The 26,999-nt window shown below is 67.5% G+C and carries 30 protein-coding genes; 12 read left to right on the forward strand and 18 right to left on the reverse strand.

Annotation, left to right across the window (positions count from 1 at the left end):
* Nucleotides 1–19 precede the first annotated feature (19 nt).
* Both ACQ260_RS08335 and ACQ260_RS08340 read left to right on the forward strand, forming a co-directional pair.
* Nucleotides 20–1,099 (forward strand): hypothetical protein, encoded by a 1,080-nt coding sequence (locus ACQ260_RS08335; protein ID WP_432558966.1) that lies wholly within the window; start codon nt 20–22, stop codon nt 1,097–1,099.
* On the forward strand, nt 1,099–1,506 hold the full coding sequence (locus ACQ260_RS08340) for a DUF2089 domain-containing protein (RefSeq protein WP_432558967.1): 408 nt from the start codon (nt 1,099–1,101) through the stop codon (nt 1,504–1,506). Before ACQ260_RS08335 ends, ACQ260_RS08340 begins: the two co-directional genes overlap by 1 nt.
* 72 nt (nt 1,507–1,578) lie before the next feature.
* On the opposite strand, the gene greA is transcribed toward ACQ260_RS08340, so the two are convergent.
* Nucleotides 1,579–2,091: a transcription elongation factor GreA gene (gene greA, locus ACQ260_RS08345; protein WP_432558968.1), complete on the reverse strand. Its 513-nt coding sequence runs from the start codon at nt 2,089–2,091 to the stop codon at nt 1,579–1,581.
* Nucleotides 2,092–2,127: 36 nt separating this feature from the next.
* Nucleotides 2,128–2,526, reverse strand: coding sequence for a DUF4307 domain-containing protein (locus tag ACQ260_RS08350; RefSeq protein WP_432558969.1), 399 nt, complete (start codon nt 2,524–2,526; stop codon nt 2,128–2,130).
* Nucleotides 2,527–2,615: 89 nt separating this feature from the next.
* Between ACQ260_RS08350 and mca the strand changes: the two genes are divergently transcribed.
* The 3 genes from mca to ACQ260_RS08365 are packed head-to-tail and all read left to right on the forward strand — an operon-like array spanning nt 2,616 to nt 4,691.
* Nucleotides 2,616–3,557 (forward strand): mycothiol conjugate amidase Mca, encoded by a 942-nt coding sequence (mca, locus tag ACQ260_RS08355; protein WP_432558970.1) that lies wholly within the window; start codon nt 2,616–2,618, stop codon nt 3,555–3,557.
* A gap of 11 nt (nt 3,558–3,568) precedes the next feature.
* A complete protein-coding gene (locus ACQ260_RS08360) occupies nt 3,569–3,817 on the forward strand; it encodes a hypothetical protein (protein WP_432558971.1) in 249 nt (82 codons plus the stop codon).
* Between the two features lies 1 nt (nt 3,818).
* Nucleotides 3,819–4,691, forward strand: coding sequence for a DUF1932 domain-containing protein (locus ACQ260_RS08365; protein WP_432558972.1), 873 nt, complete (start codon nt 3,819–3,821; stop codon nt 4,689–4,691).
* A gap of 11 nt (nt 4,692–4,702) precedes the next feature.
* Here ACQ260_RS08365 and ACQ260_RS08370 read toward each other — a convergent pair whose 3' ends face one another.
* From ACQ260_RS08370 to trhA, 5 genes are all read right to left on the reverse strand, one after another.
* On the reverse strand, nt 4,703–5,278 hold the full coding sequence (locus ACQ260_RS08370; protein WP_432558973.1) for a DNA-3-methyladenine glycosylase I: 576 nt from the start codon (nt 5,276–5,278) through the stop codon (nt 4,703–4,705).
* Nucleotides 5,279–5,303: 25 nt separating this feature from the next.
* A complete protein-coding gene (locus ACQ260_RS08375; RefSeq protein WP_432558974.1) occupies nt 5,304–5,753 on the reverse strand; it encodes a hypothetical protein in 450 nt (149 codons plus the stop codon).
* Between the two features lie 93 nt (nt 5,754–5,846).
* Nucleotides 5,847–6,530, reverse strand: coding sequence for an exonuclease domain-containing protein (locus tag ACQ260_RS08380; RefSeq protein ID WP_432558975.1), 684 nt, complete (start codon nt 6,528–6,530; stop codon nt 5,847–5,849).
* Nucleotides 6,527–8,380 carry a DUF294 nucleotidyltransferase-like domain-containing protein gene (locus ACQ260_RS08385; protein WP_432558976.1) on the reverse strand — a complete coding sequence of 618 codons (1,854 nt, stop codon included), beginning with the start codon at nt 8,378–8,380 and terminating at the stop codon, nt 6,527–6,529. Before ACQ260_RS08385 ends, ACQ260_RS08380 begins: the two co-directional genes overlap by 4 nt.
* Nucleotides 8,381–8,458: 78 nt before the next feature.
* Nucleotides 8,459–9,157, reverse strand: coding sequence for a PAQR family membrane homeostasis protein TrhA (gene trhA / locus ACQ260_RS08390; protein ID WP_432558977.1), 699 nt, complete (start codon nt 9,155–9,157; stop codon nt 8,459–8,461).
* Between the two features lie 198 nt (nt 9,158–9,355).
* Here trhA and ACQ260_RS08395 point away from each other — a divergent pair, with 198 nt between their 5' ends.
* Entirely contained in the window at nt 9,356–10,165 is an 810-nt protein-coding gene (locus ACQ260_RS08395; protein WP_432558978.1) for an isoprenyl transferase, read from the forward strand.
* Nucleotides 10,166–10,476: 311 nt separating this feature from the next.
* Nucleotides 10,477–11,784: an RNA 5'-3' helicase PhoH2 gene (phoH2, locus tag ACQ260_RS08400; RefSeq protein ID WP_432558979.1), complete on the forward strand. Its 1,308-nt coding sequence runs from the start codon at nt 10,477–10,479 to the stop codon at nt 11,782–11,784.
* A gap of 72 nt (nt 11,785–11,856) precedes the next feature.
* Here the strand turns inward: phoH2 and ACQ260_RS08405 are convergent, their stop codons facing one another.
* Nucleotides 11,857–12,408, reverse strand: coding sequence for a gamma carbonic anhydrase family protein (locus tag ACQ260_RS08405; RefSeq protein WP_432558980.1), 552 nt, complete (start codon nt 12,406–12,408; stop codon nt 11,857–11,859).
* A 114-nt stretch (nt 12,409–12,522) separates the two neighbouring features.
* On the opposite strand from ACQ260_RS08405, the gene ACQ260_RS08410 reads away from it, so the two are divergent.
* Nucleotides 12,523–13,155 carry a hypothetical protein gene (locus tag ACQ260_RS08410; RefSeq protein WP_432558981.1) on the forward strand — a complete coding sequence of 211 codons (633 nt, stop codon included), beginning with the start codon at nt 12,523–12,525 and terminating at the stop codon, nt 13,153–13,155.
* Nucleotides 13,156–13,290: 135 nt separating this feature from the next.
* On the opposite strand, the gene ACQ260_RS08415 is transcribed toward ACQ260_RS08410, so the two are convergent.
* Nucleotides 13,291–14,928, reverse strand: a complete 1,638-nt coding sequence (locus ACQ260_RS08415; protein ID WP_432558982.1) for a choice-of-anchor I family protein — start codon at nt 14,926–14,928, stop codon at nt 13,291–13,293.
* Between the two features lie 162 nt (nt 14,929–15,090).
* Between ACQ260_RS08415 and ACQ260_RS08420 the strand changes: the two genes are divergently transcribed.
* Complete coding sequence (locus ACQ260_RS08420) at nt 15,091–15,654, forward strand: DUF4245 domain-containing protein (RefSeq protein ID WP_432558983.1); 564 nt, start codon at nt 15,091–15,093, stop codon at nt 15,652–15,654.
* A 42-nt stretch (nt 15,655–15,696) separates the two neighbouring features.
* Here ACQ260_RS08420 and ACQ260_RS08425 read toward each other — a convergent pair whose 3' ends face one another.
* The 3 genes from ACQ260_RS08425 to xseA are packed head-to-tail and all read right to left on the reverse strand — an operon-like array spanning nt 15,697 to nt 17,832.
* A complete protein-coding gene (locus tag ACQ260_RS08425; protein ID WP_432558984.1) occupies nt 15,697–16,365 on the reverse strand; it encodes an HAD family hydrolase in 669 nt (222 codons plus the stop codon).
* Nucleotides 16,362–16,586, reverse strand: coding sequence for an exodeoxyribonuclease VII small subunit (locus ACQ260_RS08430; protein WP_432558985.1), 225 nt, complete (start codon nt 16,584–16,586; stop codon nt 16,362–16,364). The genes ACQ260_RS08425 and ACQ260_RS08430 overlap by 4 nt, the downstream gene beginning before the upstream one ends.
* Entirely contained in the window at nt 16,579–17,832 is a 1,254-nt protein-coding gene (gene xseA, locus ACQ260_RS08435) for an exodeoxyribonuclease VII large subunit (protein ID WP_432559281.1), read from the reverse strand. Before xseA ends, ACQ260_RS08430 begins: the two co-directional genes overlap by 8 nt.
* Before the next feature lie 98 nt (nt 17,833–17,930).
* Here xseA and ACQ260_RS08440 point away from each other — a divergent pair, with 98 nt between their 5' ends.
* Nucleotides 17,931–18,902, forward strand: coding sequence for a 4-hydroxy-3-methylbut-2-enyl diphosphate reductase (locus tag ACQ260_RS08440; protein WP_432558986.1), 972 nt, complete (start codon nt 17,931–17,933; stop codon nt 18,900–18,902).
* Nucleotides 18,899–19,639, forward strand: coding sequence for an SDR family oxidoreductase (locus ACQ260_RS08445; RefSeq protein ID WP_432558987.1), 741 nt, complete (start codon nt 18,899–18,901; stop codon nt 19,637–19,639). The genes ACQ260_RS08440 and ACQ260_RS08445 overlap by 4 nt, the downstream gene beginning before the upstream one ends.
* A 9-nt stretch (nt 19,640–19,648) precedes the next feature.
* On the opposite strand, the gene ACQ260_RS08450 is transcribed toward ACQ260_RS08445, so the two are convergent.
* The 4 genes from ACQ260_RS08450 to ACQ260_RS08465 are packed head-to-tail and all read right to left on the reverse strand — an operon-like array spanning nt 19,649 to nt 24,721.
* Nucleotides 19,649–20,926, reverse strand: a complete 1,278-nt coding sequence (locus tag ACQ260_RS08450; protein WP_432558988.1) for an MFS transporter — start codon at nt 20,924–20,926, stop codon at nt 19,649–19,651.
* 1 nt (nt 20,927) lies between these two features.
* A complete protein-coding gene (locus ACQ260_RS08455; RefSeq protein WP_432558989.1) occupies nt 20,928–21,761 on the reverse strand; it encodes a carbon-nitrogen hydrolase family protein in 834 nt (277 codons plus the stop codon).
* A 28-nt stretch (nt 21,762–21,789) separates the two neighbouring features.
* Entirely contained in the window at nt 21,790–23,052 is a 1,263-nt protein-coding gene (ilvA, locus tag ACQ260_RS08460) for a threonine ammonia-lyase IlvA (RefSeq protein ID WP_432558990.1), read from the reverse strand.
* A gap of 55 nt (nt 23,053–23,107) precedes the next feature.
* Nucleotides 23,108–24,721: a DNA recombination protein RmuC gene (locus tag ACQ260_RS08465; protein WP_432558991.1), complete on the reverse strand. Its 1,614-nt coding sequence runs from the start codon at nt 24,719–24,721 to the stop codon at nt 23,108–23,110.
* A gap of 126 nt (nt 24,722–24,847) precedes the next feature.
* Here ACQ260_RS08465 and ACQ260_RS08470 point away from each other — a divergent pair, with 126 nt between their 5' ends.
* Nucleotides 24,848–25,702 (forward strand): alpha/beta fold hydrolase, encoded by an 855-nt coding sequence (locus tag ACQ260_RS08470; RefSeq protein ID WP_432558992.1) that lies wholly within the window; start codon nt 24,848–24,850, stop codon nt 25,700–25,702.
* A 27-nt stretch (nt 25,703–25,729) separates the two neighbouring features.
* Here ACQ260_RS08470 and ACQ260_RS08475 read toward each other — a convergent pair whose 3' ends face one another.
* Nucleotides 25,730–26,656, reverse strand: a complete 927-nt coding sequence (locus ACQ260_RS08475; protein ID WP_432558993.1) for a cation diffusion facilitator family transporter — start codon at nt 26,654–26,656, stop codon at nt 25,730–25,732.
* Nucleotides 26,653–26,988 (reverse strand): ArsR/SmtB family transcription factor, encoded by a 336-nt coding sequence (locus ACQ260_RS08480; RefSeq protein ID WP_432558994.1) that lies wholly within the window; start codon nt 26,986–26,988, stop codon nt 26,653–26,655. Before ACQ260_RS08480 ends, ACQ260_RS08475 begins: the two co-directional genes overlap by 4 nt.
* Nucleotides 26,989–26,999: the final 11 nt, after the last annotated feature.

Raw genomic sequence — 26,999 nt, forward strand, 5'->3', positions numbered from 1 at the left:
TCGAATTTAGATTTGAGGCATGAGCAGTCCTGACCTGACCCCCATCCTTGAGGAGCTCGCCGCTGGCCGCATCGATGCGGCTGAGGCCAGTCGGCGCATTGACGCGTTGAAGGCCGCCCAGGAGCAGCCGTCCACCGCTGAGGACGGCGCCGCGACCGGCGACACCACCGAGCCGCCGCGCTTCGATTCCGGCCCCGCGGCCGCTGATGATCACCGAAGTGACGGTGACGCCGGCGCGAGCAGCGCGGAGGAGCCCAAGGCCGAACCCCGCTGGCAGACCTATGCGCGCGAGACCTTCAATCGCGCAGCCAGTTATGTGACCGGTGACCAGCCGAAGGGTGAGCATCGGGCTGCTGATCCGGATCCGAAGCCAGCCGCGTCCGAGCGCCCGGCGGCGGCCGGTGTCGACGACGACGTGCCACCGGCGGACCGACGGACCACCAACACCAAGGGTGTTGATCGCGTCTCCGTCCGGGCGGTGGGTCGGCGGGTCCGGATTGCGAGCGAGCCGAGGGTGGCGACAGCGTCGGTTGACGGAGCACACGTGCTGCGGCGCACGGGCTCGGTGCTCGAGATTTCCAGTGACGGTGAGCTCGGGGCATCGATCGATGGCTTCACTCTGCTGCGGCCGCCGCGCAGCCTTGAGGATGTGCGCAATCTGGGGCTCGGCAAGGAACTGTTCATCCGAGTGAATCCGAACTTGATCGTCGATGTCGAGCTCACGGCCGGTTCGCTCACGACCGAAGACGTGCGGTTCCTGGGGAAGGTCCGCGTCACGGCCGGTGGCGCCAAGCTGACCGGGATCGAAGAGGCGCACGACGTGCTCGTGCAGGCGGGCCAGGCGACCGTGAAGGGGCGCATCGCAACCGGCCGGTCACGGCTGCGCTGTGAGTCGGGGTCGCTCGTCGTGGAACTGGATGACGACTCCAACGTCACGGTTCGCGCGGAGTCCCAACTCGGCAAGGTCGCGTGGGCGGGCGGGCACTCCGGTGCCGGTGATGAGGTCGTCATGGGCAATGGGGCGGCGCGCCTCGATGTCGGGGTCGTCATGGGCCACGCCACCGTCCGAGTCGGCACCGAGCCCCGTCAGGAGGCCTGATGTCTGCCACGCACCATCACGATGAACCGCACCGCGCGCCGAGCGATTGTCCGGTCTGCGGTGACCAGCTCCACGTCACGCGGCTCGGCTGCACCTCGTGCGGCACTGAACTCGCCGGGGTCTTCCACACGTGTGAGTTCTGCGCACTCAACCCTTCGGAGATCGAGACGCTGCGGGTGTTCCTCGCGTCCAGAGGAAATCTGCGCGAGGTCGAGAAGCACTTGGGGGTCTCCTATCCGACCGCCCGGCTTCGCCTCACCCAGTTGCTGATGCGACTCGGGCTCTCGGGGGAGGCGGACAACGAGGCACCCGCGCCGAGGTTGTCGCGCGACGAGATCCTGGCGCAGGTCGCAGCCGGGGAGTTGTCGCCTGAGGAAGCGCAGAAGGCGCTGGCCGATCTGGGCTAGTCCTCGAACAGCCAAAAGCGAACCGCCCCGGTTGGACCCGGGGCGGTTCGCTTTATGGCGGAAACCCGGTGATCAGCCCTGGAAGACCTCGACCTTGAGGATCTCGACGGAAACTGTCTTGCCGTTGGGGGTCTCATAGCTGACCGTGTCGCCGACCTTGTGGTCGAGGATCGCTGCGCCCAATGGGGACTGGGGGCTATAGACGTTCAGGTCGTCCGCCGCCTCGTCGACGCCCATGACCTCGCGGGAGCCGAGGAGGAACGTGTCGGTGTCGTCATGGTCGCCGAAGAAGGCGATGGTGATCTTCGTGCCGGGCACCGCAGTGTCGGTCGAGGCCGGTGGGTCACCGACCTGAGCGCGGCGCAGCATGTCCTGGAGTTGGACGATGCGTGCCTCCTGCTTGCCCTGTTCCTCGCGCGCGGCGTGGTATCCGCCGTTCTCCTTCAGGTCGCCCTCTTCGCGCGCAGCCGCAATCCGGGCCGCGATTTCAGCGCGGCCCTCGTTCGTCAGCTGCTCCAGTTCCTCGTTGAGCTTGTCGAACGCGTCCTGGGTCAGCCAAATCGTGTTGGTGTCGGTTTCTGCCATCGCAAGAGCCTACCAACTCCGCCTGACAGGCGGGTTTCAATCGGCGGTGCACCGATCCACGGAAGCGCTCGTGGAACGTCTGAACGTGCGGATCGTCACCTCGACCTGCTCGACCTTGCGGTCCGAAGCCGCAACGGGCACCTGAACCTCGCCAACACGTTCGAAGTCGGGGGCTTGGGCATAGACCAAGCAGTGACCGGTCACCTCGGGCTTGGATCGGTCGATCATGACCTTGACCTTGATCTCCGAATCCGACGTCACCTCGAAGGCCGCGACATCCGCGCTCAGGGCCGGATTGGAGTGGAAGGCCGAGATCCACAACCAGAACACCACCAGGGCGAGCAGGGGAGCGGCGATCACCGGCACGAGCCAGGGGCGACGGCGTTCCGGATAACGCTCCGCAATGCGGCGGCGGTCAATGTCGGAGATGGTCACCTCGCCACCCTATGCCCGAGTGTGCAAAGGGTCGGTCGAGTCCGGCCTATGCTGACGTCCGTTCCATCCCTGAGCGTTGCGGAGATTTGATGACCGATCGACCGCCGGTGCGGACCGATGCTGCGGGCCAACCGCTGCGGCTGCTGCATGTCCACGCCCACCCCGACGACGAGTCCAGCAAGGGGGCCGCGACGACGGCGCGCTATGTGTCGGAGGGCGTGCGGGTGATGGTGGCCACGTGCACCGGCGGTGAGCGGGGGTCGATCCTGAACCCCGCCATGGAACGGCCTGACATCGAGGCGAATCTGGCCGCGGTGCGAGCGCAGGAGATGGACCGGGCCCGCGAGATCCTCGGGATCGAACAGACGTGGCTCGGGTTCGTCGACTCCGGCCTTCCCGAGGGCGATCCCCTTCCGCCGCTGCCGGAAGGCTGCTTTGCGCTGCAGGATCCGGCGATTGCCGCGGGTCCCTTGGTGCGGGTCCTGCGCGAGTTCCGGCCCCAGGTGGTCACCACCTATGACGAGAACGGGGGCTATCCCCATCCGGACCACATCATGTGTCACAAGGTGACGATGGCGGCAGTCGAAGCCGCTGCCGATCCTGATGCCTGGCCGGAGCACGGACCTGCCTGGGCCGTGTCCAAGGTCTATTTCGACCACACGTTCAACATGGCCCGGGCGTGGGCGATGCATCAGGCGGTGCTCGCCCGGGGGGACGAGTCGCCGTTCGCCGGCTGGCTGGTCGGCAAGACGGAGGCTGATATCGCCTCGGCGCCCAACCGGGTCACGACATCGGTCTATTGCGCAGACCATTTCCATATCCGCGACCGGGCGCTTCTCGCACACGCGACCCAGATCGATCCCGACGGCCTCTGGTTCCGCATCCCTCTGGAACTCCAGCGCAGGGTCTGGCCCACGGAGGATTTCGAGCTCGTGATCGACCGGATCGGTGTTCCGCTGCCGGAGGATGACCTGTTCGCCGGAATTGCCGCGGATGTCCGAGCGGTCGATCGGCTGGGCTGCGAGGCGTAGAGTCTTTGTTCATGATCCCGTTTGCTGTCGCACCCGACCCCAATTCAGTGGTGGCCGGCTGGATTCCGCTCGTGCTCACGCTTGCCCTCGGGTTCGTGATGTTCCTGCTCTATCGGAGCCTGCGCAAGCAGATGCGCAAGATCGACATTCCTGAGGAAGGCATCCCGACGCGTCGTGAGCCCCGTCAGGACTCGGCGGCGCGGTCCGCCCGGCCTGCTTCGGCCTCTGTCGACGGGAAGACACCGGAACCGCGGAGCTGAGATGACCACGATCGGCGTGCTCTCCCCGGGGGCCATGGGCGCCGCGTTGGGCCGGGCCTGGCAACGGGGTGGCGCCCGCGTTGTCACCACGGTGGCCGGTCGGTCGGCCCGGACCCGGGAATTGGCCAACGGCTTGGACTGGCTCGACTCGGTCGACGATGTCGTGGCCGAGGCGGAGGTGGTGGTCAGCGTGGTGCCACCGGCCCAAGTGGTGTCGAATGCCGAGCAGATCGCTGACGCAGCGCGGCGCAAAGGGGTGCGCCCCATCGTCGCTGACCTCAACGCAGTCTCGCTGCCCACCATGGACCGGGTCGGCGCCGTCCTCACCGAGGTCGGCTGCCCGGTCGTCGATGGCTCGATCAGCGGCAACCCGCCACGGCCCGACGCCGACGATTCCACCCGGGTCTATCTCTCCGGAGCAGCGGCCTCGGTCCTGGCCGATTTCGACACCGAAGGTTTGCGATCGATCGTGGTCGGCGCCGAGCCCGGCCAAGCGTCGGCGATCAAGATGTGCACCGCCGCCGTCTATAAGGGCCTCACGGCGCTCATGATCCAGTCTCTGCGAACGGCGGACGCGCATGGTGTGGCCGATTTCGTGGCGGCGGACTGGGGCGACATGCTCGGTCCGCTGGGAGCCGCTGGGCCGAATCGCATCGCTGTTGCCGTGAGCAAGTCCGATCGTTTCCCGGACGAGATGCGGGAGATCGCCGCCACCCAGGAAGCCGCAGGCTGGGGTGCGGAACTGTATGACTCGATCGCCCGGGTTTTCGAGGCCGCTCACCGAACTCAGCTGGGCGGGCTCAGCCCCGAGCAGGCGGCAGGGGTTCACGACCTTGCCGCGGTCGTCGAAGCCCTCCGCACTCCTCGGGACTGAGGCACGATCGCTCAGCCGGTGCCGATCGCATCTCCGGCCGGGCACCCGACCAGATGATCATTGACCAAGCCCATGGCCTGCATGAACGCGTAGACCGTCGTGGGACCGACGAACCGTGCCCCGGCCTCCTTCAGCTCCTTGGCCAACGCGGTCGACTCCGCTGAGTGGGGAGGAACGTCCGCCATGGTGGCCGGCCGGGTGTGCTGGTCGGGGGCGAAACGCCACACGAAGTCGGCGAACGATCCATGTGCGTCGGCGAGCGTGAGCACCGTGCGGGCGTTGGCGATGGCAGCCTCGATCTTTCGTCGATTGCGGACGATCCCGGCATCCGACATCAGCCGTGCAAGGTCGTCATCGCCGAACACAGCAACACGCGCGGGGTCGAATCCCATGAACGCCGCGCGGAAGGCCGGCCTCTTGCGCAGGATCGTCAACCACGACAAACCAGACTGGAACCCCTCGAGCACGAGCTTCTCGAAGAGCCGCTGATCGTCGCGGACCGGGCGACCCCATTCATCGTCGTGATAGGCCCGATAGTCCGGATGCGCCCCTGGCCACGGGCAAGCGGGCGAGGAAGGGCTGGGCACGTCCCCGAGCGTACGCCCCTCAATCTCAGCTCGCGTCAGCACGACGCGTCTCCAAACCGTCCGGAATCATCAGGACGCCCCGGCTGTGGGCGACGAAACAACCGAAGAGATCCAACCCGAGGCGGTCAAGGCGGCTCCGCGCGGTCCGCGCCCATTCGTGGTCGCTCATGCGCACCCGGGGCTGGCGGTGGGCGATCGCCACGACCACGCCGGAGATCTCGGCGAACTGCTCCTCGTCCATGAGCGGACCGAGCATGTCGAACGGCCGTTGTCGTTCCGGATCGGTGCACCCCCATTTCATCCCGTTGATGGTGACCGGCTGGATCATGCAGCCGAGGTGGTCGCAGAGCAGCAGCGACAGAGAGTTGCTCAGCCGATCGCGATGGCTGACGACGAGGTCGACGACATCGGCGGCCAGGTCGGGATTTCGGAGGGACATCGAGGGCCAATTCGGGGGCAGGTCTTCAAAGCTCATGCCGACAAGCTTGGAGAAGACGGACAGCCCGTGGGGCCGCCCGGCCGAGTTGTCCACAGGGCACTTTCGGTGACTCAGCGGACGGCCGGGAGATCAGGCGGACCAGCGGACCAACTTGCGCAGCGGCGTGGTCGGGCCGATCTCGGCGACTTGGGCCAGGAAGAGCTCGGCACAGGCGACGGCATCCGTCAGCGCCTCATGAGCCCGATAGACGGGCAGGCCGTATCGTTCCCGAGCACCCCACAACCGCACGCTGCCGTGGTGGGTATTGCTGTGGGCCAGGACGTGGTGCTGCAACATCATGGTGTCCACGGACAGCAGGGGCAGCCCGGCACCGAAGAGGTCGCGGCAGGCACGGTCGAGAAACTTCTCCTCGATGTCGGCGAAGTGCGCCAGCATGACACGGCCCCGCAGCGCCTTGACGATGGCCGTGATCGCCTTGTGCAGAGTGACCCCTGCGGCGACGGTATCGTCCGTGAGGCCGTGCACGGTCGCGCTCTGGCCGACTTCCTGGGCCCCCCGGATCACGAACTGGCCGGCTGTGCTGAAGTCGATCTCGAGGCCGTTGACGGCCACATAGCCCACACTCAGCAGATCGTCCGTGTCCGGGTTCAAACCGGTGGTCTCGAAGTCGACCGCGAGCATCGGAACGCGGGCGGCAGGGAGGGCGCGGTCCGGCAGGGGCGTGGTGAGGCAATCAAGCAGCGGGCCGCGCGCCTGCCTGGTTGCCTGCCGCCGCTGGGCATCGACGCGATCTCCGAACAAACGGGTGATCATGTGAGGTGCGTCCTGTGGAGATAGGCCAGGGCCTGCTGCTGCTTGCGGACCACCTGGAACGCGTCGCGCAGCAGGCGGCGATCGAAGGAACCGAGCTCAGCGGGCGGAATATAGTTGTCCGGCGCCTGCCCGCGTGCCATCTGGGTGGCCTGGTGCTGGAGCCGGGCATAGCTGATGAACTCCCAGGCGTCGAGCAGGTCCTGCGCGTTCTCCTCGTTCAGCGCGCCTGCGCCGCGGGCCGCCAACAGACGTTCCTTGGTGTTCACCTGGGGCAACCCCCTCGACAGCGACAGCACACGGGCGATCTCCACGATCGGGCCGATCCCGAAGGCCTTGATGTCGAACGTGGCCGCGTGCTGGCCCTCCTTTTCCACGACGAACTTGCGGAAGAAGCCGAGGGGGGGCTGGCGGTCAACTGCGTGCGCGGCCAGATGGGTGAGGAAGCGGGGATGATGTCGGGCCTCGCGCGCGATCTGTTCGATCAGCGTCTGCCCGAGGCGCAGCGCACCGTGGACCGGGCGGAGGTCGAAGAAGGTCTGAGCGCTCAGCAGGGCCTCCGACTCGGGAGCGACGATCCAGTGGCGGAACTGTTGGCGCCACATCGCCAACGGGCGGCGCCACCGGGGGTTGGTCGCCATCACGTCACCGGGACACAACGGATAGCCCGCGGCAGCGAGGCCCTGCACGACGAAGTCGGCCAGTTGCGAGAAATAGTGGGCGTCCTCAGGGCGTGCCGCGTCATCGAGGATCAGGCCGTTGTCCTGGTCGCTCGCGGGACCCTGCTCGAGACGCCCCTGGGAGCCGAGCGCGATCCAGCAATAGGGCACGGGTGGTTCGCCCAGTTCGGCCTCGGCAAGTTGGAGCAGACGACGAGTGATCTGATCGCCGATCGCGGTGGCGACGCGCCCGATGTCGTCGGCGCTCGCGTCCTGGGCCACAAGCTGTTCGACGACCTTGTTGCGCCGGTGGCTGACCGTCACGAGGCCCTCCACGTCCCGTTGCTTGGCGATGTCACCCGCCAGATAGATCGGGTTGGTGTGTTCGAGCCGCATCAGGTCCCGCGATGTGACCATGCCGACAGGGACGCCGTTGCGGGTGACCGGCAAGTGATCGATGTTGCGGCTGACCATCTCCAGCAGTGCCTCGAAAGCGAGTGCCTCCTCCGTGACGAAGATGGGGTTCTCCGTCATGAAGATGCGGACAGGCAGTGAGAGGGAGTGTCCGGCAGCGACGACATGGACCCGGAGATCGTGGTCGGTGAAGACGCCGACGAGTTGGTTGTCCTCGACGATGAGCAGTCCGGACACCGTGTGGTCGGCCATGATCTGCACCGCCTCCATGACCGAGGTGTCCGGCTCGGTGGCGACCATCGGGGACGGCAGGATCTCCCGGACATGCGTCTTGAGGATGGCCCCGCCGCGACCCGCGTGCAGCGCCTCCACGCCTTCGCGCACGCGGTTCTTGCGGCGCAGATAGTACTGCTGGAACACCGGCTCATCCGCGCACAGTCGACGGAAAAGCTGGGCCGGCATGAGCAGCACCAAGGAATCCTCGCGGGCGGTGAAGCTATAGACGGAGGGTTCGCGGTCGAGCAGCGCGGTGATGCCCATGCTCTTGCCCTCTTCGCACCGCTCGATCAGCGTCCCCTGGTTGTCGTGGAGATCGACCGCGCCGGAGCGGAGGATGAAGAGGTTCTCGCTGTGCTCGCCGAGCGCGCAGAGCACCGAACCGCGGCGGTAATAGCGCGCGGTCAACTGACTCGGCAGCGTGCGCAGCACCTCGCTGGGCAGATCCGAGAACGGCTCGTGTGAGGCCAGGAAATCCAGAACCTCGGTCAGCTCGACATCCATGTCGGAACCGAGTCTATTGCGCCCGGGCGGGTCGCGTGCCGAACCGGCGGGGCGGTTTTCCCCGATGGACGCCAGGGATCAGAAAGTTGCGGTCGCGATGGCGGCGTAGTGGCAGGCCGAACCGAGAATCGTGGCGACGTGGAAGATCTCGTGGAACCCGAACCAGCGAGGCGAGGGATCGGGTCGCTTTCGGGCGTACACGATCGCCCCGGCCGTGTAGCAGAGCCCGCCGGCAACGATGAGCGCGAACACGATCGGCCCACCTGCCGTCCAGAACTGCCAGAGCCAACCGAGCGCAGCCCAGCCCATGACGAGATAGAGCGCGGTGTAGAGCCAGCGCGGTGCCGACAGCCACAACACCCGAAACAGCAGACCGCAGGCGGCCGCGATCCAGATCAGAGTGAGCAGAGCGATGCGGGAGCCGCCGGAGAGGAGCAGGAGGGAAAGGGGTGTGTAGGTGGCCGCGATGAACAAGAAGATGTTCGAGTGGTCGATCCGCCGGAGGACCGCGTCGGCCTTCGGGCTCCAGGTGAACCGGTGATAGATCGCACTGGTCCCGAAGAGCAGGAGGGAGCCGATCATGAAGATGGCGCCACCGATGCGCCCGAGTGTGGTCGGTGCGCCGATAACCAGCACGAGTCCGCCGATGAGGGCGAGTGGTGTCCAGCCGGCGTGAAGCCAGCCGCGGAGCTTCGGCTTGAGGGGGTGGAGTGTTTCCGCGAGACGCTGCCCCAGGTCGGATGCTTCGTTGGGGGAGGGCTGATGGTCGACTGACACGTTTCACTCCTTCCTACGGTGCCGTAAGTTACGGTACCGTAGGTTCACGGTAGGGCGCTGCCCCCGCTCGTGCAACATCCGTGCTGAACCAACAGTGTCGCCGCTGGGTCTCCGGGCGCGCCCAGGGGGTCGGGACCGTGAATGGCCGCGGCGGAGGTTTCTTCGGACGCCTCCTGTCGAAGCGATAGGGTGCCGGTCATGGCGCAACGTGATCGGTTCCGCGAGTGGGCGGACCGGCTGCACCCGACCGGGCTGCTCTACACGACCTATGAACAGCGCCTCATGGCGGAGATCCCGCCGGACAAACTGCCCAAGCACATCGCGGTGATGGCGGATGGAAACCGTCGGTGGGCACGGCTGAACGCGCCCGGCGAGCCCTTGGTGACCGGCTATCGCGCCGGCGCGGACAAGCTCGAACAGTTCGTGGCCTGGTGCGACGAGGTCGGCATCGAGGTCGTGACGTTGTGGGTCCTCTCCACCGACAACTTCAAACGCAGCGATGCGGCAGAACTCAAGCCTCTCCTCGAGGTCATCGAACAGATGGTGGATGCGCTCGCGGCGACCGGGCGCTGGCGTGTCCAGCCCGTGGGGGCGCTGGACCTGCTGCCGTCGGAAACGGCCGGTCGGCTCCGACGGGCGGGGGAGTTCACCAAGAACAACGAAGGGATGCACGTCAACGTCGCCGTCTCCTACGGCGGCCGACACGAGCTGCGTGATGCCGTCCGGTCCCTGCTGGCCGCCGAGGCGGCCAAGGGCACGAGCCTCGCCGAGCTCGCCGAGACCGTCGAGATGGAGGATATTGCCGCCCATCTCTACACGGCGGGCCAGCCGGACCCGGACCTGGTGATCCGAACCTCCGGTGAACAGCGTCTTTCGGGCTTCCTGATCTGGCAGTCCGCCCACAGCGAGTTCTATTTCTGTGAGGCGCTCTGGCCGGACTTCCGCCGCGTCGATTTCATCCGGGCTCTGCGGTCCTATGCGCAACGGGAGCGACGCTTCGGCAAGTGAGGTCGAAGGAGATCGCCGCCCACGCGAAACCCCGCGTACCTGAAATCCACGTGAACTCTCCGCAACGCCCGGAAACAAGCCAGTGACGTCTCGGCGGGGCAGTCGCGAATTGGCGGGTCCGGGGCCTAGCGTCACTTTCAACGGGCGGAGGGGAAGCCGCTCGCGACCGGAGGCAATGTCCATGCATCCAACCTCTCCTCGGAGCGGGCGATGGGGGATCACACCAGTCCCCGACGGAGCACGGTCCCAAACCTGAGCACCAGGTGGGACCGGGAACTGGTGGTGAACGGTCCCACGCAGAAGGATCTGACGTGACGCTGACCGAAAGCTCCCGCCGCACCTATGTGATCGACACCTCCGTGCTCCTCAGCGACCCGCATGCTCTGAAGCGGTTCGCCGAACACGCCGTAGTGCTGCCGATCGTGGTGATCACCGAACTCGAGGCCAAACGGCATCATCCCGAGCTCGGCTATTTCGCCCGCACGGCCCTGCGGCATCTCGATGACCTCCGCACCGATCACGGCCGCCTCGACGCGCCGCTGCCCATCAATGACGAGGGCGGCACGCTGCTGGTCGAGCTCAACCACACCGATCCCGCACGACTGCCCAGCGGCTTTCGGCTCGGTGACAACGACTCGCGAATCCTTTCGGTCGCTATCAACTATCAGGCCGAGGGTGCGGACGTCGTGCTCGTTTCCAAGGACCTGCCGATGCGGGTCAAAGCGTCCGCGGTGGGTCTGGCGGCGGAGGAATACCGGGCGGATGCGGTGGTGACATCCGGGTATACCGGCATGGCGGAACTCGGGGTCCATCCCCAGGTGATCGACGCGCTTTACAACGATGGCGTCGCCGACGTCGACGACGCACGCGATCTGCCGTGCAACACGGGCATCGTGTTGCTGGGCGGTGGATCGTCGGCGCTGGGTCGCGTGGGGGCGGACAAGAGGGTACGCCTCATCCGCTCGGACCGTGAAGCCTTCGGGTTGCATGGGCGATCGGCAGAACAGCGGGTAGCGCTCGACATCCTGCTGGACTCGGAAGTCGGCATCGTGTCGCTCGGCGGTCGTGCCGGCACCGGAAAGTCCGCGCTGGCGCTTTGCGCAGGCCTCGAGGCCGTGCTCGAAAGGCGTCAGCACTCCAAGGTCGTCGTGTTCCGGCCCTTGTTCGCCGTGGGTGGGCAGGAACTCGGTTATCTGCCCGGCAGCGAGCACGAGAAGATGGCGCCGTGGGCACAGGCGGTGTTCGACACGCTGGGCGCTGTCACGAACCGCAATGTGATCGACGAAGTGCTCGACCGCGGACTGCTCGAGGTCCTGCCGCTCACCCACATCAGGGGGCGGTCACTGCACGATGCTTTCGTCATCGTCGATGAGGCACAGTCACTCGAACGTGGCGTCCTGCTCACCGTGCTCAGCAGAATCGGACAGAACTCGCGGGTGGTCTTGACGCACGATGTCGCCCAACGCGACAATCTCCGCGTTGGCCGACACGACGGAGTGGTCGCCGTCGTGGAGAAATTGAAGGGCCACCCTCTCTTCGCGCACGTGACGCTGAACCGTTCCGAACGGTCACCGATTGCGGCCCTGGTCACCGAGATGTTGGAGGACCACGCCGGCTGAGGCGCGTGCCAACCCCGCAGGCGTGGGCGGGGAGGGGAGACAGGTGGTCCCCTTCCCCGCCCACCTGTGTCCTCAGGATTCGCCGGCGCCTTCCCACGCGGCCTTGTGGCGCTTGGCATTCGCCACATAGGTCGCTGCGCTCTTGAGGAACTGTTCTCGTTCGGCATCGGAGGTGGGGCGACGCACCTTTCCGGGCGTGCCCGCGACCAAGCTTCCGGGCGGCACCTTCGTTCCCGGCATCACGACCGCGCCACCGGCGACGAGGCTGCCCGCCCCGATGACAGCGCCGTTCATGATCACCGACCCCATCCCGATCACGCAGCCCGCCTCGATCGTGCAGCCGTGCACCACCGCGTTGTGACCGATCGTGACGTCCTCACCGACTTCGCACGGGAAGCCCGGATCCGCGTGCAGGGTTGCGTTGTCCTGCACATTGCTTCGGGCACCGATCGACACTGGGACATAGTCACCGCGGAGTGCTGCGCCATACCACACCGACGCCTCCGCGTTCACGATCACCTCGCCCACGACGGCGCACCCCGGCGCCAGGAAAGCGGACTCGTCAATGTCGGGAACGGCCTCACCCAGGGCCAGGATCAAGGGTGCCTGCTCATCGTTGCGCATGCCTCCACCATGTCAGTCCACGTGCGTTCAGCACACACCCGGCGGGTCCTAGGATGTTCCTGGCTCCGTTGCGGGCCACCTGAACTCCCCAACAAGGGACAGAGAGGACTTCCCATGAGTGTTTTCGACAAGATCAAGGACGCCTTCAGTGGCGGCGACAAGGACAAGGCGAAGGAAGCCCAGGAGACCGCCGATCGCCTGAAGGAGGCCGCCGAGAAGGCCCAGGCCGAGCAGGCGACGAAGGCCCGCGACGAGGCGGAGGCCCGTGAGGCCGCCGACCGCGACGCCGCCGACCGTGCCGAGGCCGAGCGCCAGGCCCAGGTCGACGCCGAGGCAGCCGCCCAGGCCGAGGCCGCGGCCGCCGAGCTGCGTGCGCAGGACGAGGCCCGGCAGGCCGAGGAGGCGCGCCGCGCCGAGGAGGAGCGCGCGGCTGCCAAGCCTCGCCTGTCCGTCGGCCGCGTCCGCGAGGTCGTCGCCCATGACTCGAGCCCCAGCACCCCGACCGGTGAGGGCATGGACAAGGAGCTCGGCATGCTCCTCGAGACCGCACTGCGTCGTGCTCTCGATCAGGCCGGCCTGCCGAACCGCAACACCGATGACGGCTCGCTGGGGACGATGTTCCTCGAGTCCTATTCCCGTTGGCAGGGCCACCTCGGCTATTCCGGCAGCGACGCGGACGGCGTGCCCGGCCGTGATTCGCTCGCCAAGCTCGCCGAGGCGACCGGGATGTTCGACATCGTCGACTGATTCCCAACGGCTTCACCAAGGCCCTCGACCGTTCCGGTCGGGGGCCTTTGCCGTCTCGCGTGGCGGTGCAAGGGGGTCGGGGCGCGCCCGGGCAGAGTGCCGGGGCCGCGGGCGCGCACCGGGTGGATCAGGCGGTCAGCGAATGTCGAACGTCGTTGTCGTGCCCGACACCTCGTTGCCGATCACCAGCATCGGCCGGCCGGTGGGGGAATCCGAGGCCGGGACCAAGGCGAGGCCCTCGGGACCGAGATCACCGGCGGCCGCGGTTTCCGGGTCCGCCGAGAAGTCGCGGTTGTTCACATAGGTGACGAACTCCGCGGCGCGCGGATCGGTGACGTCATAGACGATCACGCCCCCGATGCGCTCGAACCCGATGAACGCATAGGTCCGACCGTCGACCTCGCCGACCACGACACCCTCGGGCTCGGGGCCCTTGTTGTCGGAGCGGTTGTCGAAGGCGTTCTCCTCGTGGTTGTAGTTGAAGAACTCCGGGATCGCCGCCGCGGTGATCTCCTCGAACTGCGAGCCGGAATCGAAGACCCGGTTGCCGTCGGTGTCGAAGATGGAGAACGAACGCCCGCCGAAGGCGTACAGGGTTTCGTAGCAGGTGCCCTCGGCGTTGAGGCCCGCCGTCGTAGTGATCGTCAGGCGGCCGAGTTCGGCGTCGGTGCGATGGGCGTACGCGGGGGCGTCCGCGCAGATCGGCTTGAGGCCGTCCTTGCCGAGGTCCTTGACCCGCGCCTCCTCGGAGAAGGCGTCCCAGTCGCGGGCATCCCCCTCGTTGGCGGTGACCAGATAGGTCCGGCCGCCCACCTCGTAGGAGGCGATCGCATCGGGCAGCAGGAAGGACTCCACACCCGGCCAGGTCGCGATGTTGATTGCCTGGTCACGGTCCGAGACATCCATCGCCACCTGGGCGAGGTCCTGCGTGCCGAGGGGGAGGATCCGCTCGACGCGGGCTTGGTCGAGATTGACCACCGCGATCGCGTTGTTCTCCTGCAGAGTGACGTAGGCCTTCTTGGAGCGCCCGTCAACGGTGATGTATTCCGGCTCGAGGTTCTGCGCGTCGGTGCCCGCGGGGCCGAAGATGCGGACTCCCGCGGGCAGCTTGCCCTCGAACGCGCGGAAGTCGGCGGTCTTGACCTGGTTCTGCTTGCCCGCACGGACCTGCGGCGGCGCCTTGATCACCGAGATCGAACCCTCGGGGTCCACCGAATAATCCTCCGCCGGCTCCCCCTCGTTGGCGACGAGGATCTGCTTGCCGTCGGGGGTGAAGGTGAGCATGTCCGGCAGCGCGCCCACGCGGACCGCGCCCAGGGTCGCGTTCCGGTCGGCGGTCGCGTCGAAGAACACGACCCAGCCGTTGTCGGTCTTGTCCGGTGCCTCCACCGCGATGACCCCGAGACCGTCCGGGCGGATCGCGACGGAGTTGGCGACCGCACCCGCCGGGATGACCGAACCGTCTTCGGACTGCACCTCCGCGGTCTGCAGGTCGAAGAGCTTGGTGGGGGCGGCGGCATCGCGGCCGTCGAGAACGTCGACCTGGCCGGCAGCGGCGTTCACCACGAACAGGCGCTGCGTCTTGGCGTGGAAAGCGACGATCTCGGCGGCGGACTGGGCGAAGACGCCGGTGGCGTAGGTGCCCAGCGGCGTCACGCTCAGCGCGGCGTCGGGAGCGGAATGGACGATGGGCTCGGTCACGGCGAGCGCCGGGACGGTGAGGGCGGCGCAGGCTGAGGTGGCGACAGCGAGTGCGGCGAGGCGTCGGAGCACGAGGAGTACCTTTCGAAAACGAGGACGCGGGGGATCGCGGCCAACCTGTCGGGTCCGGATGATGACGAGGTGACGTCGAGGTGAACTCTCCCCGCACGGAATCCGCGTACCCCCCTCTGAGCCGCGACCGGGAAACCGCCGCGGGCGTGTGAGGATGGGCCGGTGGCAGACAAGCAGCGCAAGGCCACCGCCGCGGACATGCTCCGCTCGCTGGCGGTGATCATGATCCCGATCCTCCTGTTGACCTGGCTGTTGACGAACAACCTCGATGACTATCCCGTCGAGCGAGTCGACTGGCGACCGGTCGCGGACGTGGCTCGCGCGGAGGTCGACTGGCCGTTGTGGGCGCCCGAGGGGCTGCCGGAGGAGGGCCGGGACCCCTGGGTGCCGTCGCGGGTGAGCTGGCTGCGCACCGGGGATGCCACGGTGGGCGGAGGTGCGTCGCCGCGGAACCATTGGCGGCTCGGCTATCTGTCGCCGGACAAGATGTACTACGAGATCAACCAGGGCGACGACCGCTTGGACCAGTTCGTCCGCGAGGTCACCCGAGAGGGCACTCGCGTCGGCGCGGAGCCGATCGAGGGCCGCGAGTGGGAGCGCTGGGAGTCGCGGGACGGGCGTACGCAGTCGCTGGTGCTCCGGGACGAACACACGGCGACGCTGGTCACCTCGGACGCCGAGTTCATCGATCTGCAGCAGTTCGCACGCACGTTGCGGGCCTCCTGAACTGGTGGGCCGGCACCGGTGCGTCCACGACCCGCTGGATCGTCAGGCGACGCCCACGGGGTGCGACAGGCCGAGCGCCGTCGCCAACTCGGCCGGGGTGTGCACGTGCGCGAGCGCGCCTTCCTCCTCGCCGGCAAGACCGTAGCCCCACGCGACCATGATTGTGGGGACGCCGAACTCGGCTGCCCCGTCGAGATCGTGGTGGCGGTCACCGACCATCACCATCCGGGAGGTGTCGACCCCGGCGGCCCGGAGGTCGGCAACGGCCGTGCCGATCACCGTGGCCTTCACCGCGCTCGCCGGATCCTGACCGGCGCCCTGGATCGTGACGAACCGGTCGGCCAGCCCGACTCCCTCGAGCAGCGTGATGGCTGCCGAGCGCAACTTGGAAGTGGCGACGGCGAGCGGCGTGCCCGCTGCTGCGAGCGCGTCGACGAGTCCGGGCATGCCCGGATAGCTGGGGGTGTCGGCCATCAGCTCGTCATAGATCTCGCGATAGCGGGGGACGATGCGCTCCACGACTTCCATCGGCTCGCCGGTGACCTCGGCGAACGTGTGCCACGGCGGCGGCCCGATATATGGCCGGAACACCTCGGGATCGCGTGGATGCCCGAATTCCGCGGACGCCAGCGACATGGCGCGGCAGATGATCGGTGAGGAATCCAGGATCGTCCCGTCGAGATCGAAGATCACAGCGGAATAGCCGCTCACTCGTTGGCCTCCTGCGCCGCAGCGCGTCGGGACTCTTCGACCTTTGCCCGGGCGCCGTCGAGCCACCGCTGACAGATCTCCGCGAGCTTTTCCCCGCGCTCCCACAATTGCATCGACTCGGCCAGGGAGGCACCGCCCGCCTCGAGCCTGCGGACCACCTCGATCAACTCGTCGCGAGCCGCCTCATAGCTGAGCTCGTCGCCCCGCGGTTCTTCACTCATCGAAGTCCTCCCATTCCTCGTGCGCGTCCCGGCCGTCGGCGCGGGTCACCTCGTGCACTTCCACCACCAGCTGTCCGTCCGCCAGACGGGCCTGCAGCCCATCGCCCTCGTCGACCTGACCGACCGACGACACCGCTTGGCCCGATCCGTCGAGCAGAATCGCATAGCCCCGATCCAAGGTCTGTTTCGGTGACATCGCCCGGATCCGTTCGAGGGCGTGGCGCACACCGGTCGTCTCCCGATCCAACAGTGCGTTGGCCGCGCGCCCCGCGCGCTGGTGGAGGTCGTCGATCTCGCGGTGTTTGAGCGTGAACGCATAGAGCGGGTCGATCAGGCACGGGCGGTTGCGGAGCTGGTCGAGACGGTGCTGCTCGCGCTCCACCAAGCCGAGCACGGCGCGCCGCATCTGGTCCCGGGCCTGTCCGACGCGGACGTATTCCTCCGCCACGTCCGGCACCACGCGCTTGGCCGCGTCCGTTGGCGTCGAGGCCCGCAGATCCGCGACGAGGTCGAGGATCGGCATGTCGGTTTCGTGACCAATTGCGCTGACGACCGGCGTGCGCGCCGCGAACACCGCCCGGACGAGGCCCTCGTCGGAGAACGGCAGGAGATCTTCCAGAGATCCGCCGCCGCGGGCGATCACGATCACCTGCACCTGCTCCAGCGCATCCAGCGACGTGAGTGCGGCCATGACCTGCTCTGCCGCCTGCGGACCCTGCACCAGCGTGTGCCGGACCTCGAGGACCGCGCCGGGCCAGCGTCGGCGCACGTTCTCGACCACGTCCCGCTCGGCCGCCGACCCGGCACCGGTGATCAGGCCGATGGCCGCGGGCAGGACCGGGAGCCGTTTCTTGAGCGCGCGGTCGAACAGGCCCTCGGCCTGGAGTTGGCGCTTGCGCTGTTCCAGTTGCGCGAGCAGACGCCCCTCGCCCGAGGGCCGCAGGTCCGCGCAGGCGAACGACAGGCTGCCGGTCTTGGTCCACACCTGGGGGCTCAGCAGACACGTCACCGTCATGCCCGCCGACACCGGACCCGCTGCCTCCAGCACTTCGGCGGGGACCGAGACCGACGCGGACACCTCCGCGTACCGATCCCGCAGCGTCAGCCAGTGCCACTGGCTGTTCTGGCGCCGCTTCAGCTCGATCAGCTGTCCTTCGACCCACACCTGACCGCAGCGCTCGACCCAGCCTTTGACGGCGGTGACGACCTTGCCGAGGGGCTGCGGGGACTCCGGGGAGGACTGCATGGACACGTGGGACACCCTATGCGGCTGGTCCGACATTCCCGGACGACGGACGGTACGACGGTCTTGGCCCTCCGGACGGGACTCCTAGACTGTGCGGCATGACTGGATCTGGTGAGAAGCGAATAGTGGTCGCAGCGCCGCGCGGCTATTGCGCCGGTGTGGACCGCGCGGTGGTGACGGTGGAGAAGGCGCTTGAGCACTATGGCGCGCCGGTCTATGTCCGCAAGCAGATCGTGCACAACAAGCACGTCGTGGAGACATTGACCGAACGCGGCGCGATCTTCGTCGAGGAACTCGACGAGGTGCCCGAGGGGTCGATCACCGTGTTCTCCGCGCACGGGGTGTCGCCAATGGTGCATGCCGAGGCCAAGCGCCGAGTCCTGCAGACCATCGATGCGACCTGTCCCTTGGTGACCAAGGTGCACAAGGAAGCCCAGCGATTCGCCGCGGAGGATCTGACGATCCTGCTGATCGGCCACGCGGGCCACGAAGAAGTCGAGGGCACGGCGGGAGAGGCTCCGGAGCGGACCATTCTCGTCCAATCGCCGGCCGACGCGGAGACCGTCGAGGTGCCCGATCCCGACCGGGTCGCGTGGCTGTCCCAGACGACGCTGAGCGTCGACGAGACCATGCAGATCGTGCGTCGCCTCAAGGAGCGCTTCCCGAACCTGATCGATCCGCCGTCGGACGACATCTGTTATGCGACGACCAACCGACAGGCGGCCGTCAAGCAGATCGCCGAACACTCCGATCTGATGATCGTGGTGGGCTCGGCGAACTCGTCGAATTCGGTACGCCTCGTCGAGGTCGCGCTCGACGCCGGCGCGAAGGCGGCCCACCGGGTCGACCACGCGAACGAGATCGACCCGGCCTGGCTGGAGGGGGTCTCGTCGGTGGGAGTGACCTCGGGGGCCTCGGTGCCGGAGGTGCTGGTCGAGGGCGTCATCGCGCGGCTGGCCGAGGATGGCTTCAACGATGTCGTGGAGGAACGTCTGACGGAAGAGAACCTGACGTTCGCGCTCCCGCCCGAACTGCGCAAGGCGGTCCGCAGCGGGGCGGCGAAGCGGTGAGCGCCAGCCTGCCGCGGGTCGTGGTCGTGACAGGCGGTGGATCCGGGATCGGGCGCACCGTCGCCCGGGAACTGTTGGGCCGGGGACACCGCGTCGTCCTGGCCGGTCGGCGGCCGGAGTTGCTGGCGGAGACGGCGAAGGGCCACGCGGATGTCCTCACCGTCCCGACCGACGTGACGGACTCCGCGTCGGTCCGCGCGCTCTTCGACAGGGTGGCGGAGGCGCATGGACGGGTCGACGTTCTGTTCAACAACGCCGGCATTTTTCCTATCGGCCAGACGGTCGACACGATCGACGACGACACCTGGCATGCGGCCTGGCAGGTCAACGTGACCGGCTCGGTCTGGTGCGCCCGTGAGGCGGTGCGGATGATGAAGGCAACCGGAGGCGGTCGGATCATCAACAATGCGTCGATCTCGGCGCACGTGCCGCGGCCGGAGTCGGTGGCATACACAACCACGAAGCACGCGATCGCCGGCCTGACGCGGTCGATCCTGCTCGATGGGCGGGCGCACAACATCACCGCAACCCGCCTGGATATCGGCAACGCCGCGACCGACATGACCGGATCGTTCGTGAACGCGCTCCAGGCGGACGGTTCGCGGAAGGCGGAGCCGACGTTCGATCCCGCGCACGTTGCCCGGTTGGTGGCCGACATCGTCGCGCTGCCGAATGAGGTGGCCGTGCCAGAACTGATGGTGATGGCTGCGGGCATGCCATTCATCGGTCGGGGGTAAGGGCGCGGCTCAGCGGCGCGTGCTGCGCCGGTCCCGCCAGACTTCCTTCCACGGCCGCAGCGTGACGCCGTGCAGGCGCAGGGCCTGGCGGCGGGAGACGATCAGGCCGACGTAACAGCCGATCCACAGCGGGATCTGGACGGCCATCGCGGTCCGATAGTCGCCGAGGCCGGGCGTACTCCCTTCGGCCGCGAGGTCCAGGACGATGCCGATCAGCAGGATCGTCACCAGGGCCATGGCGAACCCGAACATCACGACCATCCCGCTCGCCGTGCCGAGCCGGTTCTGCGGATTGAACGTCCGGACCTGATCGAGCCCGATCAGCGACGCCGGACCGGAGATCGCCAGCCCCGTGACGAGCGCGATCAGCAACCAGAGGGGTGCCGGGCCCGGCCACACGAAGATCACCAGCCAGGGCACGATGCCGGTCAGGGACACCAGCATCGTCAACGTGGTGCGTCGCAAAGGGTGTTGCCGGGTCAGATGACCGATGATGGGGCCGGCGACCACCGACCCGAGGACGAACAGCGTGAAGAGACCGCCTGCGGTGGCCGGAGACCTGCCCTCGGCCTCCACCAGATAGGGAAACCCCCACATCAGGCCGAAGGCCAGCGCGCCGAAGCACGCCGTCGCATGGACGAACATGCCCATCCTGTTCCCCGGTTCGCGGAACGTGGCCGCGATCTGGCTGACGAAACGCTCAGCGACGTGGCTGTCGCGCCGCAGCGGGCCGGTCGGGCTGTCACGGACAACGGTGAGGGCGAGCAGGCCCATGACCAGTCCGAGGCCCGCGAGGGTCAGGAAGCTGGGGGTCCAGCCCCAGCGGTGGAGGAGCCAGACGAACGGGACTGCGCTCAGGATCTGTCCGGACTGGCCGATGACGCCCGTCACCTGGGTCAGGACCGGGATCCGATGGCCGGGGAACCAGGCCGGGATGAGCCGCAGCGCAGAGATGAAGCAGGCAGCGTCGCCCGTGCCGGTGAGCATGCGCGCCACGACCGCGAGCGGCAGTGTGTCGGCGATCGCCATGAGCAACTGGCCCGTTGCCATCACCAAGGCGCCGGTCGTGAGCATCTTGCGTGACCCGAAGCGGTCGAGGAGCATGCCGGAGGGGAGTTGCATGCCGGCATACATGCCCACCTGCAGCACCACGAACAGCGCGATGACACTCGCGCTGGTGTCGAAGCGGACCGTGGCCTGCGGACTCGCGACGCCGAGCGAGGTGCGGTGGCAGATCGTGACGAGATAGACGGCGACGCCGATGCCCCACACCAACCAAGCGCGCATGTCAGCTCAGCCGGGCATTCGTGAGCACGGGGATGTCGCGTCGGGCCCGGTCCGATGAGCCGGGCACCAGATCGGCGATCACCAGCTCCGGCCCCGACCCGGCGGCGGCCACCACCGCGCCGGTCGGCGACACCACCATCGAATGACCGATGCCGGTGGGCGCGTCGGGCTTGGCCTCGACGCCGGAGGCTTTCGGGTCCGCCTGCCCGCAGGCCAGGATCCAACTTGTCGAGTCGAGGGCCCGCGCCCGCGCGAGGACCTGCCATTGGTCGAGTTTGCCCGGCCCGGAGCCCCACGAGGCGGGGACCAGGATCACCTTGGCACCGGCGCGGGCGTGATTGATGAACAGCTGCGGGAAGCGGATGTCATAGCAGATCGCGACACCCACGGTCGTGCCGTCGACCTCGACGCGGAGCTCGTCGTCGCCCGCCTCGACTGTGTCGGACTCCGAGAACCCGAACGCATCGAACAGATGGATCTTGTCGTAGCCCTGCACCCGGGCAGGCCGGCCCCCGCCGGCGGGGCCGGTCGGGACAGCCACCACGAGGGTGTTGCGGACCCGAGATCCGTCCTGGGAGGAACGTGCCGGAGTGAACATGCCGGCCGCCACCGTGAGGCCGAACTCAGTCGCCAAGTCGCCGATCGCCGTGGCGAAGGGCCCGTCGAGAGGCTCGGCGACGGACGCCAGGTTGTGACCGAACGCTCGCATCGTCGCCTCCGGGAACACGACGAGGCGAGCGCCCAGCGCGGCAGCCTTGGCCACCTGCTCGCGCACTTGGGCGAGATTGTCCTCGACCTCGGGACCGGAGCAGATCTGTGCCAGGGCGACGCGCATGAGGTTCCCTTCTCCGGCTGCGGCAGGGCTAGACCAGGAATCGATAGAACGGACTGTCGGGCAGGACCGGCTCGACAGTCATGGGGGAGCGGTTCATCCGCGCCATCAGACCGGCGAGATCCTCCGGGGTGCCCAACTCCACCCCGACGAGGGCAGGACCGAGCTCCCGGTTCGATCGTTTCACATATTCGAACAGCGTGATGTCGTCGTCGGGACCGAGGACCTCGTCGAGGAAGCGACGGAGCGCACCCGGCTCCTGCGGGAAGTTGACCAGGAAATAGTGCTTGCGGCCCTCGTGCACCAAGGATCGCTCGACGATCTCCGAATAGCGGGACACGTCGTTGTTGCCGCCGGACAGGATCGCCACGACGCTCTGGCCGGGCTGAATGTCGAGTTGGTGGCCGATCGCGGCGGGCGCCAACGCGCCTGCGGGCTCGGCGATGATCCCGTCGGTCTGATAAAGGTCGAGCATCTCACTGCAGAGCTGGCCCTCTGGCACGGTCAGCATGTGCGGATCGCGCGCCGCCGCGATCGCGTGCGTGAGCTCGCCGCACCGCCGGACCGCGGCACCATCGACGAAGGTGTCGATGGACTCCAGGGTGACGGGCCCGCCCGCCTCGAGCGCGGCCGCCAGGCATGGCGCGCCGGCAGGTTCGACAGCGACCACCCGACACTCCGGATGGTGATCGGCCATCCAGGTCAGGCAACCCGCGAGCATGCCACCGCCGCCGACGGGCACCACCAGGACGTCGGGCGCCCTGCCGAGCTGGTGGACTATCTCGACCGCGAGCGTCCCCTGTCCCGCAATCGTGCGGGGATCATCGAAGGCCGGCACCATGGTCGCGCCGGATTCCCAGGCGGCGGCGTAGGCGGCCTGAGCGGCTTCGTCATAGGTGTCACCGATGACGATCAGGCTCACGTGCTCACCGCCGAGCTGACGCATCCGGTCGCGCTTCTGCCGTGGCGTAGTGGAGGGGACATAGATCCGCCCCTGAATGCCGAGGCGGGCGCACGCATAGGCCACACCCTGGCCGTGGTTGCCCGCCGACGCGCAGATGACGCCCGCGTGCCGCTCCTGCTCGGAGAGCTGGCTGATCAGGTTGTGGGCGCCCCGGATCTTGTAGGACCGGACGGGTTGGAGATCCTCGCGCTTGAGCCAGATCTCCGCGCCTGTCCGCTCGCTCAGGCGTTCGTTGAGCTGCAGCGGCGTCTCTGTCACGACCCCTCGCAGGCGGGCGGCGGCCAAGGCGATGTCGGCGGAGGTTATGCGGTCCACTGGAGCAGTATCCATCCGTTGGCCACACCCACGCATCCCATGGGAGTCGTGGGTGGAACGGACCGGGGGATCATGCGGTGTTGCCGCGCTTGCGAACTGGAAGGGTCGGCTCGTCCATCAAGTCCAGCAGGTCGGGCTCGCCTCGGGTCAACTCGGCCCGCTCCGGGAGTTCCTGTCCGCCATCCTGGCGGCGCGTCCGACCGATCATCGGCTCGACCTTGGCGGCGTCCTCCACGAGCTCGGGAGCCGTGATCGTCCGTGTCGACTCGACCACCGGTTTGGGAGCTTCGAGCTCCTTGTCGGTGACCTGGAGATCACGGAACCGGCGGGCCATCGGCAACACCCGTGTCTCGAACGACCCGACCATCTTGTTGTAGGCGAGCATCGCCGACGTGAGCGAGCGGCCGGTCTTGTCGACGTGCTCGCCCATGGTCCCCAAGCGGTCATAAAGCTCACGACCGAGCGCGAAGACTTCCGCCGCGCTCTCTGCCAGAGCCGCTTGCTTCCAGCCATAGGACACCGCCCGGAGCAGGGCGATCAGCGTGGTGGGCGTGGCGAGCACCACGTCCTTCCGGGCCGCGAACTCGTGCAGGTCCGGCACGATCTCGGAAGCGGAGGAGAGGAACATCTCGTTGGGCAGGAACAGGACGGTGAACTCCGGCGTGCCGGCGTCGGCCTTCCAATATTGCTTCCCCGACAGCTGCTCCACGTGCGTCTTGACGTTGCGTCCGAACAGCTTGAGCTTTTCGTCGCGCGTGCGCTCATCGTCGGTCTCGTGGGCTTCCAGGAATGCGCTCAGGGGCACCTTGGCGTCGACGAACACGAACTTGCCGTCGGACAGCTCCACGCGCATGTCGGGGCGGATCGTGCGGTCGGCACTCGTCTGCGTGGTGGTCTGCAGCTCGAAGTCACACCGCTCGACCATGCCGGCGTATTCCGCAACCCGCCGCAGCTGCATCTCGCCCCAGTGGCCCCGCACCTGCGGCTTGCGCAGCGCTGTGGCGAGCGCATGGGTTTCGCGACGCAGATGTTCGCCGGTGTTTTGCACTGCCCGCACGTGGTTGCGGAGATCGGTGGACATCGCCACGCGCTCCTTCTCGATCTCGGTCAATCGAGTCGAGAACTGGTTCATCAGAGTCGTCAGCGGCTGGAGGGCGGCCTTGGTCTGCTCCAGCCGGTCGGCCGTGGCCGCGTCGACCGCTTTGCCCTGCCGCTCGAGCGTCTCGGACGACAGAACCTTGAACTGATTGGCGAGGGATTCCCGGTCGGCCGCCAACTCGGCAGCTCGGGCCACCGCCGCATCCCGCGCGGCCAACGCCCCGGCCAGACGCGCCCCGACCTCCGCGGCTTCCGCTTTGGCCTCCGCCATCACGGAACGGGCCTCGGCGACCTCGCTGCGTGCCTCGGCAAGGTGGGTTTGTTGACGCGCCACATCCGTCTGAGTCCGGGCAACCTCGCCGCGCGACTGGGCGGCGTCCGCGCGGGCGTCGGCCGCCTGCGCCCGAGCGTCCGCCGCTTGTGCCTGGGCTTGGGCCAACTCCGATTTGGCCTGGGCGAGCTCGGTCGCCAGCCGGGCGTCCGCGGTTTCGGCTCTGGAGCGGGCGAGGAACCAGAGCAGCACGGCACCGAGCGCGAACCCGATGAGCAGGCCGAGGACGAGGACGAGGATGGCGGTGGTCTCCATGCCTCCGACTCTGCCGGAGGGCTCCGACATTATTGATCAGGCACTCCGGCGGACTGGGCGAGCTATGCTGTTGTGAGCTTGATCGCTTTGCAGCACAGGAAAAGCTGGAATGAGTATTCTGATCAGATGACGGCCGAAGAAGCCCCGGCCCGGGCTGCGGGGTCCGAAGAGCGATGGCTGCGCGTGTGCGGCCAGAAGTTTCGTGTCCTGATCCGGCGTGCCACCACCGAGCCGGCGCGACCGGTTGTGTTCCTCAATGGGATCGGTTGCCGCGCCGATGTGCTTGACGATCTGGTCCACGGATTCGACCCATCGTTGGAAGTCATCCGGCTCGATCCGCCGGGCATCGGACGGAGCCCGGTTGGTTTCCTGCCCTACGGGATGCCGCAGATGGCTTGGTGGGTGCTGCGGCTGCTGGATCAGCTCGGGCATGAGGAAGTCGACGTCATCGGCTATTCGTGGGGCGGTGTGGTCGCCCAACAGATGGCGCTGCAGGCCGACCGGCGGGTCCGTCGGATGGTGCTGATCTCCACCAACACCGGTTCGCTCTCCGTGCCGGGCAAGATGCTGTCGATGGCGATGATGTTCAGCCCGGAGGCCGCACAGCTCCTGCACACCGACGACAAGACGATCGGGCGCCTCTATGGCGGGTGCGCCCGGCGCCGCCCGCATGATGTCCGCCGGACCCTCGCGCCCGACTTCGAGGACCCCGGGGCGGGACTGCCGCACCAACTCATGGCGGCCATGAGTTGGACGACCCTGCCGATGGCGTGGCTGATTCATCAACCGACCCTGATTCTGGCCGGCACCGACGATCCGATGGTCCCGTTCATCAACTCCCAGGTGCTGCACCAGGAGATCACACCGTCCTGGCTGCACTCCTTCGATGGCGGGCACCTCGACCCCGTGTTGGAGCCGGACTGGTTCTCCGACGAGATCTCGAGGTTCCTCACCGGAAGCGTGGCCGGCGTCCCGGGCTGACTCGTCGATCCGTCCGGTCGGCTCAGGTCAGTCGTGCAACTGAAACTCGCCGTGATGGTGGTGCGGCGGCTCGATCTGAAAAGTCGAATGTGCGATCGAGATATCGAAATGCTCGGCCACGCAGGTCTGCAGGTCCTGGAGCAACTGCGGTGTGCAGCCTGCCGTGAAGCAGGCCTCCTCGACCACAACGTGGGCGGTCAGCACGGGCAGACCAGTGCTGATCCGCGAGATGTGGAGATCGTGCACGCTCCGCACGTGCGGCTTCGATTCAAGATGTGCGCGCACTTCATGGAGATCGATGCCCGTCGGGACCGTTTCCATGAGCACCGAACTCGCCTCGCGGAGGATCATCACCGCCCGGGGGGCGATGAGGGCGGCGATCAGCATGCCCGCGATCGCATCTGCACGGGTCCAGCCAGTCAGCGTGATCACGATCGCGCCGATAATGACGGCGACCGAACCGAGCGCGTCGTTCACGACCTCGAGGAACGCGGCCCGCATGTTGAGGTTGGCGCTCCGCCCGCCGGCGAGAACCATCAGTGCAATCACATTCGCCAGCAGGCCCACGATGCCGATGACGAGCATGCCCACGCCCTGCACCTCGGGCGGGGAGATGAGACGCCGGATGCCCTCGATGAACGCGAAAATGCCGACCGCAAGCAGGATCGTCGCCTGTGCTCCCGCCGCCAGCACCTCCATGCGGGCGAATCCCCACGTGCGTTTGGAGGTGGGCGGTCGAGCCATGAGCGAGGCTGCGAAGAGCGCGATCGCAAGCCCTGTCGCGTCGGTCAGCATGTGGGCGGCATCCACCAGCAGCGCGAGGCTGCCCGTGACGAACGCCATGATCACCTCGACGATGAGCACCGCAACCGTGAGGCCGAAGGCAATCGCCAGGCGCGTCCGGTTCGTGGTGGAGTGGTCGTGGTGATGGCCGTGGCCGTGTCCCGCGCTCATGTCGCGCCACCGTTCTTGTCGATGTTGCTCAGCAACTCGCCGACCGACGACAGGAGCTCACGGGTGCGTCGCGGATGAGCGACCGCGTACATCGACGAGCGCCCCTCCTGCCGCGCCGTGACCAACCCGCACGACTTGAGGCTCGCCAGATGCGAGCTCACCGTCGACTGTGCCAGCCCTAGGTGCTCGGTCAGTTCGCGGACGTTGTGCTCACCAGTGAACAGGTGCGCGAGGATCGTGAGCCGGCCCGGATCGGCCAGTGCGCGGAGCAATTCGGCCGCTGCAGTGACATCCGGCACCAAGTCTCTGCCGGCACGATGATGCATCGACATATAGCGATGAT

The sequence above is a fragment of the Ammonicoccus luteus genome (genome assembly GCF_050880385.1).
Lineage (GTDB): Bacteria > Actinomycetota > Actinomycetes > Propionibacteriales > Propionibacteriaceae > Enemella.